At 46.3% G+C, this 14,643-nt stretch carries 8 protein-coding genes and 1 CRISPR repeat array; of the genes, 7 read left to right on the top strand and 1 reads right to left on the bottom strand.

The window, feature by feature from the left end:
- Positions 1-92: 92 nt before the first annotated feature.
- On the bottom strand, positions 93-425 hold the full coding sequence (locus tag P5V12_RS15240) for a hypothetical protein (RefSeq protein ID WP_316953941.1): 333 nt from the start codon (positions 423-425) through the stop codon (positions 93-95).
- A gap of 621 nt (positions 426-1,046) precedes the next feature.
- Positions 1,047-1,794: direct repeats of the CRISPR family, unit length 28 nt; unit sequence TTTCTAAGCTGCCTATTCGGCAGTGAAC.
- Positions 1,795-2,238: 444 nt separating this feature from the next.
- Here P5V12_RS15240 and P5V12_RS15235 point away from each other — a divergent pair.
- The 7 genes from P5V12_RS15235 to csy2 all read left to right on the top strand — a co-directional run bounded on the left by P5V12_RS15235 (position 2,239) and on the right by csy2 (position 14,636).
- Positions 2,239-3,369 (top strand): efflux RND transporter periplasmic adaptor subunit, encoded by a 1,131-nt coding sequence (locus P5V12_RS15235; RefSeq protein WP_316953940.1) that lies wholly within the window; start codon positions 2,239-2,241, stop codon positions 3,367-3,369.
- On the top strand, positions 3,359-6,505 hold the full coding sequence (locus tag P5V12_RS15230) for a multidrug efflux RND transporter permease subunit (RefSeq protein WP_316953939.1): 3,147 nt from the start codon (positions 3,359-3,361) through the stop codon (positions 6,503-6,505). Before P5V12_RS15235 ends, P5V12_RS15230 begins: the two co-directional genes overlap by 11 nt.
- Before the next feature lie 232 nt (positions 6,506-6,737).
- Positions 6,738-7,565, top strand: a complete 828-nt coding sequence (locus tag P5V12_RS15225) for a WYL domain-containing protein (RefSeq protein ID WP_316953938.1) — start codon at positions 6,738-6,740, stop codon at positions 7,563-7,565.
- Between the two features lie 81 nt (positions 7,566-7,646).
- Entirely contained in the window at positions 7,647-8,618 is a 972-nt protein-coding gene (gene cas1f, locus P5V12_RS15220) for a type I-F CRISPR-associated endonuclease Cas1f (RefSeq protein ID WP_316953937.1), read from the top strand.
- Positions 8,615-11,914, top strand: coding sequence for a type I-F CRISPR-associated helicase Cas3f (gene cas3f, locus P5V12_RS15215; protein ID WP_316953936.1), 3,300 nt, complete (start codon positions 8,615-8,617; stop codon positions 11,912-11,914). Before cas1f ends, cas3f begins: the two co-directional genes overlap by 4 nt.
- A gap of 464 nt (positions 11,915-12,378) precedes the next feature.
- Complete coding sequence (csy1, locus tag P5V12_RS15210; RefSeq protein WP_316953935.1) at positions 12,379-13,728, top strand: type I-F CRISPR-associated protein Csy1; 1,350 nt, start codon at positions 12,379-12,381, stop codon at positions 13,726-13,728.
- Entirely contained in the window at positions 13,725-14,636 is a 912-nt protein-coding gene (csy2, locus tag P5V12_RS15205) for a type I-F CRISPR-associated protein Csy2 (protein WP_316953934.1), read from the top strand. The genes csy1 and csy2 overlap by 4 nt, the downstream gene beginning before the upstream one ends.
- Positions 14,637-14,643: the final 7 nt, after the last annotated feature.

Raw genomic sequence — 14,643 nt, 5'->3', positions numbered from 1 at the left:
CGCAGCTTTTTAGCTGCGCTCGTTTTTTATAGTATGGCGCAAAGATTAAAGAGTTGGGGTATCTGATGGAGAGGTGGTCGAATGAGCGAATGTTACCACCCATCATATACGTCTTTTAAGCGATCAATGGCTTCATCAAATTCCTCATGAGTCAACCCCTCAGTATTGTTTGGGTAATTCGAGTCAACGATACGCGACTGGAGGCCTTCTCCCATCAAGTAAATGCCTGGGTAAGCATGCTCTATTAGCGCAAGTGTATTTGATATATCAAGACTTCCCAGTTTGAATTTCTTTATAATCGTGACTAGGGCTTTAGATGGCTTTACTCCTTCGTTAATCATTTTAGAAAAAGCTTCCCTGGTCTCAATAGGAATCTTTTTTACGGGATCACTATAGTAAACTGTTAGGTGGTCTTTACCTGCCACTTAGAGCATCCTTCTTATCTTTAAAGCCAATGTACATTCACACTATTCCAAGTACTTTTTGGAAAGCCTTTGTAGTGGCATAGTGAAGCGAACCCTTTTTGATTATCCTGCTTTAATATCGCCAGCTTCTTCTGGATAAATGATTTTTTGTCCATGTCGTCCTCACAATCAGGTTTAAAGCGATTATATTTCTGGGTGGGACGGCGGGGCGCAATAGGATAGTAGTAGTGTGATATGTATCTACAAAGACGGCGCGTAAAAGCAGTCATCTTTCCGCTCCATCCAATGTTTTATAACTTTCTAAGCTGCCTGTTTGGCAGTGAACGATGGTGTTGAGCGGCTCACCGTCTTTGATTGCTTCACCGTGTTAATTTGAAAATACGAGAGAAGTTTTTTGAATTATATATTCAATCCGGCAATGCATTAAAGACACGCCGTAAACCCGTCCCTGGGGGCTCGATCGCCGCATCCCTGCGGCTCACGGTCTTTGATTGCATCACCGAATTAAATAACCAAGCTGCCTATTTTGCACATGGATGTGCTTATGCCGTGAAGGGCATGGATGCCCGAGAACGGCCCGGCAGTGAACCGCTTTTAGTTCTACTTTTCTTAACTTCATGCTTTCTAAGCTGCCTATTCGGCAGTGAACTAATTTAAATGCGTTTGGGAAGAGGTTCGACATTTCTAAGCTGCCTGCTCGGCAGTGAACTAGAGCTTTGCAGACAAGCCCTTGAGCATACCTTTCTAAGCTGCCTATTCGGCAGTGAACTAATTTAAATGCGTTTGGGAAGAGGTTCGACATTTCTAAGCTGCCTGCTCGGCAGTGAACTAGAGCTTTGCAGACAAGCCCTTGAGCATACCTTTCTAAGCTGCCTGCTTGGCAGTGAACTTCTGACCACTGAGTAAGCTCGCCCGGCTTTATTTCTAAGCTGCCTGCTCGGCAGTGAACCACCAACAGTCTGTTGGTCAGCGACAGTTTCATTTCTAAGCTGCCTATTCGGCAGTGAACGAACTTCTGCGGCACCAAAACAACTTTCAACATTTCTAAGCTGCCTATTCGGCAGTGAACTATAAGGACAATAAGAGCAATCATTTTCGAGATTTCTAAGCTGCCTATTCGGCAGTGAACCGCAGTCACAACAGCGAATGCAGCGCAGGCTCTTTCTAAGCTGCCTATTCGGCAGTGAACCAGCCAACAAGGTCACATACTTAAACCCAGACTTTCTAAGCTGCCTATTCGGCAGTGAACTTTCACTACCGATCATCCAGTACTTTACTGTTTTTCTAAGCTGCCTATTCGGCAGTGAACCCAAAACCATTAAGTGGAACTTTTTCTAGCACTTTCTAAGCTGCCTATTCGGCAGTGAACAATAACTATAAACGAAAATTCTGTTTGGTTTCAGTGTGTTGGGGTTTTTTACTGAAAAATACCAAACATTTTTTGACCAATGCTAACGCATTGAAATATATACGAATTTTTAAAGAGCAAGTAATAAAGGGTATTTGGGGCAATCGTCGGGGGTAATAATAAGTAAATTAAACGCGAAACGTGTTGTTTAAGGCGACACTTGTGCTCGAATTGTTTGGGGGGTTGCTGATGTCGTGTGAAGCGTTGTTGATGAATTTATACAAATAGGTGAGGTATTGATAACCCCGTCCAGTGAAGGGTGTGAAGGTTGTCCCACTTAGATTGTGTGGGTTTTTGAGGGTCCGCTAATGGCGGACTATACTCTTGTCTTTGACCTGTATTTTTTATTGCTCCAACGTCTTATAACAACGGAAACATAACAACAATATTGAACAGGGGTCCATCATGCGTTTCTTTCCCGTTTTTATCTTGGCCATTTTCTGTTTGACCGCTTGCAGTGAGAAGCAAGCGCCTGAGAAGAGTATTCCCGAAGTCTTTGTCGTCACCGTTCAGGAACAGCCGTATCGCCCATCGCGCGGTTTTAATGGGCGTATTCGTTCCAGCAGTGATGTGGATGTGATGGCTCAGGTTTCTGGTGAGCTGATTGCAATTCATTTTAAAGAGGGGGATCGGATTACGGCGGGTACACCGTTATTTGATATTGACCCCGCGCCCTATAAAGCACAGCTTTCCCAGGCAAATGCGGAGTTGTCCCGTGCGTTGGCCAATGAAGCGAATGCGCGTAAAAACTTTGAGAGGGGTAAAAAGCTGGTTGCTGACGGTTTTATTTCCCAATCGGAATTCGACACGTTGGAATCCCGCGCGTTGGAAGCCTTAGCGTCTATTAAAGCGGCCGAAGCGGCGGTGGAAAGTGCGCAGGTGAATTTAAATTTCACCACGATTAAAGCGTCTCAGGATGGTCGCGTGGGCCGCAGCGCACCTGCGGTGGGCGATGTGGTTGGGCCGCAGTCGGGGGTGTTGACCACGCTGGTAGGTGAAGGTGGTAAGGATGTGGTTTTCCAATTACCGGAAAAATTGTTGTTGGGGTTACGAAAAAAAGATCGATTAATTACCACGGACGATGTGTTGGTTGCGTTGGAATTACCGGACGGCAGTGAGTATTCCGAAACCGGACGCATTACTTATTTATCTAACCGCGTTGATGCAACCACCGGTACGGTGGAGACCATGGCCAGTATGCCGGACCCGGACGATATTTTACGTCCGGGAATGTTTGTTAAAGCCACGTTAAAACTGGAGCAACCATTAATGGGGTTGATGATTCCCCAGGCGTCGTTGCAGGTGGATCAGCAAGGCACTTACGTTTTAGCGGTAGACGAAAACAATATGGTGACGCGCAAAAATTTAATTGCCGGAGAGCGCGTGGGTGAAAACACCTTGGTGAATTCCGGTTTGGATGCGGGCACTCGGATTATTGTTCGTGGTGTGCAAAAAGCGCGGGTTGGCGATCAGGTCAAAGCCATTCCGTTTGAACCTGCTACTCAAGCTGCCGAAGGTGATGCCCGTGATCAGTAAAACATTTATTGAACGGCCTAAATTCGCCATCGTAGTTGCCTTGATTATCACCCTGGCGGGGTTGGTCGCCGTGCGGCTTTTGCCTGTGTCTGAATACCCGGAAATTGCACCGCCAAAAGTTTCCATCAAAGCGCGTTGGCCGGGAGCTTCTGCTGCGGTGATGGAAGAGAGTGTCGGCCAGGTGATTGAAGATGTTGTCAACGGTGTGGAAGGCATGGAATACATGAGTTCCAACTCGGGCAATGATGGCAGCTACACACTGACCGTTACCTTCGCCATTGGTGAAGATCCAGACACGGTATTAGTTCGCACCCAGAACCGAGTTTCTTTGGCGGAGCCGTCGTTGCCGTCGGAGGTGCGCTCTCAGGGCTTAACGGTCGATAAAATTTCGCCGGATATTTTATTTACGGTAAACCTTTATTCGCCGGATGGCAGTCTCGACGAATTGTTTATTGCCAACTACGGCATGATCAATATTCAAAACCGGCTTAAACGTGTACCCGGTGTTTCCGATGCTCAGGTTTTCAGCAGTGCGGATTATTCCATGCGCTTGTGGTTGAATCCCTCGCAAATGACGGCTCTGGGTATTACTCAAGATGATATTTTCAGCGCACTGCGCGAACAAAACGTGCAGGCGCCAGCAGGTAAAATTGGTGCGCCGCCGTATACCGGGCAATTAAGTACCGAGTACACCTTGCAGTTAAAAGGGCGTTTGCAAAGCGTTGAGGAATTTAAAAATATTATTCTGCGAGTAAACGACCAGGGCGCAATGGTGCGCTTATCGGATGTGGCACAAGTTGAACTTGGCCAGCTGGACTATAAAGTTTCCGGTAATTATAAAAATCGCCCGGCGACGGTGTTGGCGATTTATACTCAGCCAGGCGCGAATGCGTTGTTGACTGGTAACGCAGTTAAAGCGGAATTGGCGAAGATGCACGAAAATTTTCCGCAAGGTCTGGAATATGATGTGGGTTACGACACCACCCGCTATGTGGAAGTCTCGATTTCTCAAGTAACACAATCACTGTTAATGGCTGTTGGTTTGGTGGTGTTAATCACGTTTATTTTTCTCGGTGATTGGCGTCCGACATTGATTCCCACCGTGGCCATTCCTGTTTCGCTTATCGGTACGTTCGCCATTATGCTGGCTACCGGCATGACAATTAATAGTGTCACGTTATTCGGTTTAATTCTCGCCATTGGTATTGTGGTTGACGATGCAATCTTGGTAGTGGAAAACACAGACCGACATTTACGTACCGACGCGACCATCACACCCAAGCAAGCAGTCACCAAAACCATGGAAGAAGTGAGTGGCCCCATTGTCGCCACAACGTTGGTACTGCTCGCGGTATTTGCTCCGGTGGCGATGTTGCCGGGTATTACCGGTGTGATGTACAACCAATTCGCCGTCACCATTTGTGTTGCGGTAGTGCTTTCTTCTGTGTGCGCGTTGTCGCTTAGCCCGGCGATAGCCAGTTTGGTTTTACGACGCAGTGAAAAAGAAGCTGCATGGTTTAGCAAATTCAACCAGGTTTTTTCCTCCGTGACGCAGCGTTACAGCAGTCTGGTGGGTTTTTTACTTGCACGACGTGCGGTGGTCGCCATGATGTTTGCCGGTTTAATGGCGGTATTGTTGGTGGCGACAAAAACCATTCCAACCAGTTTTGTTCCTGTGGAAGATAAGGGCGTATTAATTCTCAATGTGCAATTGCCGGATGCTGCTTCTATTACCCGTACCCAAGCGGTATTGGCAAAACTGCAAGAGATGATCGAAGATGACCCGGCGGTAGAAAGCCTAACCATGATCGCTGGTTTTTCCGTGTTAACCGGCGCAGCCCAAAGTAATGGTGGTACTGGGTTTATTGTGCTTAAACACTGGGATGACCGACCAGACTTTCGTGACATTTCGTTTGCCGTTGCTCAGCGAATAAATGCCCAGGCGTATCGACAAATTCCAGAAGCGCTTGTGCAAACATTTCCACCTCCAGCCCTGCCAGGAATGGGCGCTGTCGGTGGTTTGGAACTCGTGGTGGAAGATACTCAAGGGCGTGCCCACGGTGAGCTTGCCGGAGCGATAAAAACCCTGGCAGCAGCAGCCAACCAGTCGCCACTTATCGCCGATGCCTACACAACGTTCAGGGCAAATGTGCCGCAATATTTAGTGAACGTGGATCGTGAAAAAGCGAAAACCCTGCATGTTCCACTCACGAATATTTTCTCCACTTTGCAAACCCAATTGGGTTCGGCCTACATCAACGATTTTTCACTTTTCGGCCAAACCTATCGGGTCATGATGCAGGCGCAACCCAGTTACCGTTCAAGCTTGCAGGATATTTCCCAACTTTATGCGCGGGCGACTACCGGCGAAATGGTACCACTCTCCACACTGGTGACTGTCGACCCGATACTCGGTGCGGATGTGGCAACACGTTACAACTTATATCGCGCTGCTATTCTGCGAGCGAGTACTGCCCCAGGTGTCGCCAGTGGGACGGCAATGGCAGAACTGGAACGTCTGGCTCGGGAAAATTTACCCAACGGTTACCAAGTAGAATGGACAGGAATGAGCTATCAGGAAGCCAAAGCAGGCAACCAGGCCATCATCGCGTTTGCCTTGGCGATGGTCTTCATTTATTTATTTTTGGTTGCCCAATATGAAAGCTGGTCCATGCCGGTGGCCATTATATTAGTAGTGCCCATTGCCGTTACCGGTTCAATACTCGGTTTATTACTGGTAAAACAAATTGGTATTCCGCAGCTGGGGGCGCTGGATTTATTTGCCCAGGTGGGGCTGGTGTTGCTTATTGGTTTGGCTGCGAAAAATGCCATTCTCATCGTTGAATTTGCCAGCGAACGACGAAGAGAAGGGCTCTCTATATTGGATGCCGCAGCCGAAGCTGCGCGAATGCGTTTTCGTGCAGTATGCATGACAGCATTATCTTTTGTGCTGGGCATTCTGCCGTTGGTATTTGCATCCGGTGCGGGCATGTTTAGCCAAATGTCATTGGGTCATACCGTTATGTGGGGAATGCTTGCGGCACTATTGGTAGGCACGCCATTTATTCCAGTATTTTTCTCCATGCTCCAAGCGTTGCGAGAAAAAATAAAAGGGCAGACATCGCAAACCGGGTAAACCTTATCAAAATATCGCATTTCAATTTGCATTTCGGCGTCTAAAGACGCCGTTTTTTTAACTGTGTTTAACGTAGGTAACGCCGTTTTACAAACACGATGCCCACCCATATTTAATTAGTGACACGTAAATCAACACGACTATACCCATAAAGTTTCTTTTCAGGTAACGTCGATTAATTAAATGAATGCGATAAATAATATCGCCACAATAAAAACTACAGGACATAGTATTGGACTCTGAGACACCGGATAACAAAATACGATTTATTGAACTGGTTGGGCTGTGGGAAGGAAAAATAAATGCTTCTCAACTACAACAACACTTTAAAATGAGTCGCCCACCATCTGCAAAAATCCTGCAAAAATACACCGCCAGGCACCCGGAGAATTTTGCCTACAACAGTTCCAAAAAAGGCTTGGTGCCAACAAAAAAATTTCAGCCGCATTATTGCAAAGGCACAATGGAAGAATATTTTGCTTTATTTGCTAAAGGTAAAAAAAGTAAAGGAAGCGATGACCTACCCTTTAGCTATATTGAAGCGCCGCTACGTAATATTTCACCGGAGTTAGTGCGGCCCATTCTGCGAGCAATACGGGAAAAACGAAGAATTTACGTGGGTTACGCTTCGGTATCCAGCCCAAACTACGAAGAACGAATAATCTCCCCCCACAGTTTAGTGTTCAATGGTGTCCGTTGGCACACCCGCGCCTACTGCGAAAAAAATCAGAATTTTCGTGATTTTGTTCTTTCCCGGTTTAATGGCATTTTTAATGATGAAGGTAAAGCCACACAATTAATTGAGCAGGACGAAAAGTGGAATACCTGGGTGGATTTAATTATTGAACCTGACCCCAGATTAAGTCCAGCCCAAAAAAACATCATCGAAATGGACTACCAAATGCAATCCGGGCAGCGAATATTAAACACCCGTGCGGCGCTACTGCTATACCTCATGCAAAAACTCCATATCGATCAATACAAGCCCTCTGCCGAAGCACAACAAATAATTGTCAATAGTCAGTGCTGGCAAAACATAAAACAATACCTGCCAACATAATTAGCATGTATGTACAGACAGTAATTGAATAACGTATTAAATGGATTTTAAATAATCGAAAAACATTAACGGAAACTGCATATGGAACAATTTTCGCCATCAGACTTAAAAGCTATTTTGCATTCCAAGCGGGCTAACCTGTACTACCTGGAACATTGCCGCGTAATGCAAAAAGATGGCAGAGTGCTGTACCTAACGGAAGAGAAAAAAGAAAACCAATATTGGAACATACCCATTGCCAATACCACGGTAATATTGCTGGGCACCGGCACCTCCATTACCCAGGCGGCTATGCGTATGCTCACCCAGGCGGGTGTGTTGGTTGGCTTTTGCGGCGGCGGCAGCACACCATTGTATGCAGGCACCGAAGTCGAATGGTTATGCCCACAAGGGGAATACCGCCCCACTCAATATTTACAAGGCTGGATGTGCTTTTGGTTTAACGATGAAAAACGCTTGCAAGCTGCGAAGCAATTCCAATTTGCCAGGTTGGGCTTTTTGGAAAACACCTGGGCCAAAAACCGCGATTTAAAAGCCGAAGGCTTCTGTATCGAAGACGATGAACTACAAGCGGCTATACGCCACTGCTATTCCCGTACGGATGCGGCAAAAAACACCTCTGAACTGTTGCTTAGCGAAGCCCAGCTCACCAAACAGCTCTACAAATACGCTGCCAACGCTACCCAGCAGGAAGACTTTGTACGTGAACACCAATCCACAGACAAAGCCAACGACTTCCTGAACCACGGCAACTACTTAGCCTACGGCTTGGCCGCAACAACCCTGTGGGTGCTCGGCATACCCCACGGCTTTGCCGTAATGCATGGCAAAACCCGCCGGGGAGCGCTGGTGTTTGACGTGGCGGATTTAATCAAAGACGCCATCGTATTGCCCTGGGCCTTTATTTGCGCCAAAGAAAAAGCCACAGAGCAGGAGTTTAGGCAGCAAGTACTGCAAGTGTTTACCGATGTAAAAGCCCTGGACTTTATGTTTAACCAAGTGAAAGACGTGGCGTTGCAGGGGGAGAAAGACATGGAAGGTGACGAACTATGATGGTCACCTTTGTCAGCCAGTGCGAAAAAAATGCACTGAAGAAAACCCGCCGCGTACTGGATGCCTTCGCGAATAGGATAGGGGATAACACCTGGCAAACGGTCATTACGGAAGATGGTTTGTTCACGGTTAAAAAAATGTTGCGTAAAACCGCGAGCAAAAGCACCGCCGTAAGTTGCCATTGGATTCGCAGTCGGTCACGCAGCCAGTTTTTATGGTGTGTGGGGAATAAAAGCAAATTTAATAGTGAAGGCGTGGTGCCGGTAAATAGCACTGAAAAGAATTTGCTTAACTCGGAATATGAAAACAACTGGTTAACGGCAGAGGATATAACGTTACTCGCCGGTATTGCTGCTCTGTTTCACGATTTTGGTAAAGCTAACGCGCTATTTCAAAAAAAGATCGATCCTTCGCAAAAGTCAAAACTAAGTGAACCGTACCGGCATGAGTGGGTGTCTCTTGTTATGTTTATTGCTTTTGTTAACGGGGAAGATGATCAGGCATGGTTGACCAAGTTGAGTGGCATTGCTCCAGCAGAGGACAAAAAACTACAGGAAAGCATTAAAAAAATAGTGTCCGAAAACCCAACTCTTGTTCCCTATCGTTATTTAATGACTCCGGTCGCACGAGCGGTTGCATGGTTGATATTAACCCATCACAAATTACCATTTTATAAAACCACCAAAGGCACGGGTATAAGTTTTAGTGAAACGCAGAATCATATAGATAAAAAGTTAGTTGCTGTATGGAATTCACCTCAGGTAGAAAGGGATGATTGGAGCAAAAGCGACTTAAAATCTGTATGGGAATTTAAGCGAGGAACCCCCTTTGTTAGTCTGCGCTGGTGTAATAAAGCGCGGGATATCGCCGAACGGGCGCTGGCAAGAAAACACTTTTTTCAATCAGATTCACAATGGTTGGACGATAAGTTTAGCCTGCATATTGCCCGGCTAACGTTGATGCTGGCGGACCACCATTACTCTTCTTTACCAGCAAATACAAAATATCAAGATAAGAGCTACCTGGCTTTTGCTAATAGCGACCGAAAAACAAAACTGCTTAAACAAAAACTGGATGAGCATCTAATTGGCGTATACCAGCACAGCGTAAAGCTCATGCGCCATTTGCCGAGTTTAAAACAATCCTTACCTGCGGTTGCCAACCTTCGGGTATTAGAAAAGCCGACGAAAGCAAAACGCTTTCTCTGGCAAAACCGGGCATACAGCTTGGCTAAAAGTGTGGGGGAACAAACGGAAAAAACCGGCTTTTTTGGTGTGAATATGGCTTCCACCGGGCATGGTAAAACCTTGGGCAATGCGCGCATTATGTATGGTTTATCAAACCCGAAAGAGGGGTGTCGTTTTAGTGTTGCTTTGGGGTTACGCACATTAACCCTGCAAACCGGGCAGGCGCTGGGTAGTAGGTTAGAGTTACCAGAAGAGGATTTAGCTGTATTAATTGGTTCGCAAGCAGTGAAAATGCTTCACGATCTGGAGCAAGATAAGCAGACTGTTGTTGAGACTGATATAGATGCATTAAAAACCGGCTCAGAATCAGAAAATGAGTTAATGGACCAAAACCAGAGCGTGAGTTATAGCGGTGCGCTTAGTGATAGTGCATTAAAAGACTGGTTAGCAAAGCAACCCAAACTCAATAAACTAGTGAATGCACCTGTATTGGTGAGTACTGTTGACCATTTGATGCCCGCAACCGAAGGCAGCCGGGGCGGGAAACAAATTGCCCCTATGTTGCGCCTGTTAACTTCTGATTTGGTTTTGGATGAACCGGACGATTTTGATATTGCTGACCTGCCAGCGTTAATACGCTTGGTAAACTGGGCTGGATTACTGGGTTCCAGAGTATTACTTTCCTCTGCAACTTTGCCGCCTGCCGCATTGGAAGCATTATTTGCCGCGTATAAAGAGGGGCGAGAACATTTTAATCGAAGCCAAAACCTGGCGCAGTACAATAAGGTTACTTGTGCATGGTTTGATGAATGCAGCGAAAAAACAGAACAGCTTGCTGATTTGCATCAGTTTGAACAGTGCCATAGCCAGTTTGTAAAGAGCAGAACTTTGGCGCTCGCGAAAAAACAGCAACTACATAAAGCGATTATTAGTGAACCCATTCGGTCGAGTATTCAACCAAGTGATATTATTGGGGCAATGGCTGAGGTCGTTCGTGTAAACCTGTACGAATTGCACCAGCGCCATAACCAAACATCCTCTGAGGGTAAAAAAATAAGTGTTGGTTTAGTGCGTATGGCCAATATTAACCCCTTAGTTGCTGTGGCCCAGCAATTGGCTTGCCAGCCGGTTGCAGAAAATACGCATATACATATTTGTGTTTACCACAGCCAATTTCCATTGGTACAACGTTCCAATATTGAAAACACATTAGATGCTGTACTGGACCGCAGTGAGTCAGAAACTATATGGCAGCAGCCAGCGATTATTAACGGTTTACATCAGTCAAAAGCAGAAAATCATATCTTCATTATCTTGGCCACCAGCGTGGCCGAAGTGGGGCGAGATTGGGACTTAGACTGGGCCATTGCTGAGCCAAGCTCCATGCGCAGCATTATTCAATTGGCTGGCCGAATTCAGCGGCACCGGCAAACAGAATCGCCCCATCATAATTTGGTTATTCTCAGCACCAATTACCGAGCATTGAAAACCCCTGGTGAGCCAGCTTTTTGTAAACCGGGTTTTGAAACAAAAGAATTTTTATTGAGCAAACATGAATTGACGGAAGTATTAACGCCCGAACAATATAAGATCATTACTGCTATTCCACGTATTCAGCTCAGAGAAGAAAAGGATTGGCGTAATAACCTGGTTGATTTGGAGCACCACCATTTGCATCAGGCCATGTTTAACAAGGCTGCCAAAGTTGGCGCTTGGAATTGGTGGGAGCAGCCCTGCCACCTTACCTATCAGTTGCAAAGCGCAACACCCTTTCGAGCTTCGTCTCCCGGGGTGGACTACTACATGAGCATACAAGAAGGTGGTGATGCGAGTGATGCACAAATCAAACGTATGTTTGATTTTAGGGGGCAAAACCAGAGTGAGGCCAAAACCGCAAAATCAGAATTTAACCAATGCCGGGAGCCGTTGGGGCAGGGGGTTAGCCTTTGGGCGAATACGTCATACCCACCGTTAGTAGCCCGCCTTGCCAGCCAGCTAGGCTGGGGCTTGGAGGAAGCTTGCATGGTATTTGGCGCGGTAAACCTAAGAGACAGCAATAAACCGTGGAGCTATTCGGATGAGTTTGGGTTCTGTCAGGCCTTGGAGTAACGGGGGGGAGAAAAGCGCCAGAAGCGCAGTGCTTCTGACGGTAAGCCGCCTGTATGGCGGTAAAAGGTTGAGATAGAACTTAAGTTAAGTACCTAATTTTCTAAGCTGCATAATTTGCAGTTAATACGCTTATCAAAGATTGGCGACTCAACGAAGATATTATTACACAGTTTACTGATTTTATCTAAGTTAAGTTAAGTAACTAATGGTTGATGTTTTAGAGGGCTGCGTCTATTATCTGGTCACTGGCAAAGTGAGGGTGGCAGATATGAAACGTCCTTGGGTAAAAAGTGAGGTTGGTCTTGAGGTGTCAATTAAGACTGAAAGCACTGAAAGTGGAAGTGTCAAGAAGTTTAGTTTCAAGTTCGTCGGCGTGGGTTTAGTGCTTTTGTTGATAGCTACGCCTAATTTTGAATCATTGAAAAGTTGGTTGATGGGGACTTTCTAGCAACGGAGATAAAACATTGGAAGAAGAACATACACTCACCGCAAAAATTCTGGCATATATCGCGGGCCGGGGGGCGGATAAGATAGATGCACTGGAAAAAAGCATCGCTAAGCTGGGAGCTTCGGCAAGTGATGCCGACCAGAAAAAGCTCGAAGCGTTACAGCAAGATTTACGAGATACCAAAGAAAAATTTGAACCGCGAAACTGGTTAACGGATGCCGCCATTCGGGCAAAGCAACTGCAGTTTGTGACCCATGCGGTTAAGTATCTGCATGGTGATGCTAAAGGTTCCAATATTTATGACCAGCAGTCAGCGGCGCCTATTGACGGAATTGTTTCAACGCAATCCATTAATAACCCTGTGTTGGATATCTGCGGCAATGCAGCGGCACTTGATGTAGGTAAGCTGCTGGCGCAAATTGAGCATGAAGGTAAAACTTTAATTGATTATGTGTTGGCTGGTGATATTGAGCCGCTTTTGCTCATTGCCCAAAATGAACAGCAAGCCCGTGAGTGGCTAACTGGCTTTGCACAAGTGTTTGAAAATAAAGAGCTGGCAAGCCACAAGTTAGCCAAGCAAGTGTATTGGCCGCTTGCTTATGGTGACAATGAAGAGGGCGAGTACCATTTATTAAGTCCATTATTTGCCAGTTCCCTGGCCCATGAAGTATTTGCAACACGGCGAACACAGCGCGAGCGGCAATACAGTAAAGAGGCGGATATTAAAGCGGATGTGGCTGAAAACGGCTACCAATTTATACCTAATTTTGCGGTGCAAACTTTTGGTGGAACCAAGCCGCAAAATATCTCTCAGCTAAATTCACAACGCGGCGGGAAAAATTATCTGTTGGATAACCGCCCGCCGATATGGCAACAACAGGACAAGCCACCTCTTAATATTCAATCGGTTTTTGATTCCCTGCTGCCCAGCAAAGTGTACCGTAAAGCCAAAGCGGCTCACCGCTTAAAGCGCTACCTTGAAAAAGTATTCAACAAAGAATCCACCTTTGATATTCGAGAGGCAAGAGCAAGGGGGATGGATGAAATAGTGGATATATTTTTGCTGTTTGCGGCCAGTATTCATAACCATCCAGCGGGTTGGTCAATGAGTGAAGATTGTCACCTTCCCTTAAATGAGCAGCTTTGGTTAGACCCTGGCCGAGTGCAAATAGACGATACGTTCCGAGAGGCCATGGACAAAAAAGACTGGCAAGAGGATATCGCCAGCAAATTTGCCTCTTGGTTAAATCGCACCTTGCAAAGCAGTACCCTGCATTTAGGAGATGTAGAGCACCGGGAATGGAAAAGCCTGGTCGCCCAGGAACTTAGATTAACCGAGCGTGCCCGCAAGGAGTTCTACTCATGAATGCTTTTTTATTATTACGCAATATTACGGTTGAAAATGCCAATGCGATTGCGGGGCAAACCTGGGGTTTTCCTGCTATTACCCATTTCTTAGGGTTTGGCCATGCTCTGCAACGAAAGTTGGCCGAGCAAGGGCAGGAAGAGTTTAAGCTTCAATTTTCTGGTTGCGCAGTGATCTGCCACCAACTGGATGTGCAGAGCCAACAGGCGAACGCTTACTCGGAGCATGTGTTTTCACTCACTCGCAACCCGCTAACAAAAGAGGAAAAATCGCCCTCTTTTGTGGAAGAAGGGCGAGCACGAATGAAAGTTAGTGTATTGCTGACCATTGAAAAACTCGATATCTACGAAGACGACATGGAAAGGTTAGAAGCATTAATTCTGAATTTGGCGCAAACCCAGCGCTTGGCGGGTGGGTTAATTACTCATATCCAAAAAGCCAGAGTTGTTGAATTGAACGATGGAACGAATGACCAGCAAGAGCAGGTGAATTTTTGGATGCGGACGTTATTGCCGGGGTATTTGTTGGTGGCTCGCCCACAATTGCTTCGTGAGCAGAGCGAACACTTTGATGGGCAAGCAAACCCGGTATTCAGTGCCTGGTTGGATAATTCCACCTTGCAACGCAATGCAGATAAAACCATTCAAGCCAAAAATTACCCCGGTTGGGTTCGCCCTATAGTGACGGGTTATCGCGCTATCTCACCTTTGTATGATCCTGGTGAAGTAGCAAAAAGTCGTGATGCAGAAACGCCAGTTCGCTTTGTTGAATATGCCTACACGCTAGGCGAATGGCTAAGCCCCCATAGAATCAACCGATTAGAGCAAGTGTTGTGGCACTACGACCACGAGCCTGGTAGCGATTGGTATGTATGTAAAAACCACTACGAACAATTTCTTACAGAATAAACCATAC

Origin of the sequence: Teredinibacter sp. KSP-S5-2 (assembly GCF_032773895.1) — a bacterium.
GTDB lineage: Bacteria > Pseudomonadota > Gammaproteobacteria > Pseudomonadales > Cellvibrionaceae.
This window is presented reverse-complemented; position numbering and strand designations above follow the sequence as displayed.

Coding starts and splice junctions, on each gene's coding strand:
- cas1f (WP_316953937.1), top strand. CDS start 7,647: ATGGAACAATTTTCGCCATCAGACTTAAAAGCTATTTTGCATTCCAAG.
- cas3f (WP_316953936.1), top strand. CDS start 8,615: ATGATGGTCACCTTTGTCAGCCAGTGCGAAAAAAATGCACTGAAGAAA.
- csy2 (WP_316953934.1), top strand. CDS start 13,725: ATGAATGCTTTTTTATTATTACGCAATATTACGGTTGAAAATGCCAAT.
- P5V12_RS15235 (WP_316953940.1), top strand. CDS start 2,239: ATGCGTTTCTTTCCCGTTTTTATCTTGGCCATTTTCTGTTTGACCGCT.